The organism is Streptomyces endocoffeicus (genome assembly GCF_016741935.1).
Classification (GTDB): Bacteria; Actinomycetota; Actinomycetes; order Streptomycetales; family Streptomycetaceae; genus Streptomyces; species Streptomyces endocoffeicus.
The window spans coordinates 1-432 of record NZ_JAERRG010000213.1 but is presented as its reverse complement, the minus strand read 5'-3'; the positions used below and the strand labels follow the sequence as shown (position 1 = coordinate 432).

The 432-nt window shown below is 66.7% G+C and carries 1 protein-coding gene; it reads left to right on the top strand.

What is annotated here, in order from left to right; all coding sequences use genetic code 11:
- Positions 1–432 (top strand): polyketide synthase dehydratase domain-containing protein (locus JK364_RS54645; protein ID WP_201858915.1); only part of this gene is annotated, 432 nt, incomplete at both ends.

The following is a 432-nucleotide window of genomic DNA, read 5'->3' as shown; positions in this document are numbered from 1 at the left end:
TGGTGGGGTGGTGTTGGAGCAGTGGCCTCCGGTGGGTGCTGAGGTGGTGATGTCGGATCCGGAGGGGTTTTATGCCGGGTTTGTTGAGCGTGGGTTTGGTTATGGTCCGGCTTTCCGCGGGTTGGAGGCGGTCTGGCGGTGTGGTGAGGAGGTGTTCGCTCAGGTCCGTCTTCCGCAGGAGCGGGTCGGTGAAGTCGAGCGTTTCGGGGTGCATCCGGCGCTGCTGGACGCCGTTTTGCATGCGGTGGCGCTGATTGCCTCGGAGGAGGATGGGGAGGCGGTGCGTGTTCCGTTTGCGTGGTCGGGGGTGCGGTTGCATGCCTCGGGTGCGTCGGTGGTGCGGGTGCGGTTGACCCGGGTGGGGTCGGATGCGGTGGCGTTGGAGGTGGCGGATGCGGCGGGTCAGCCGGTGGTGTCCATTGAGTCGCTGGC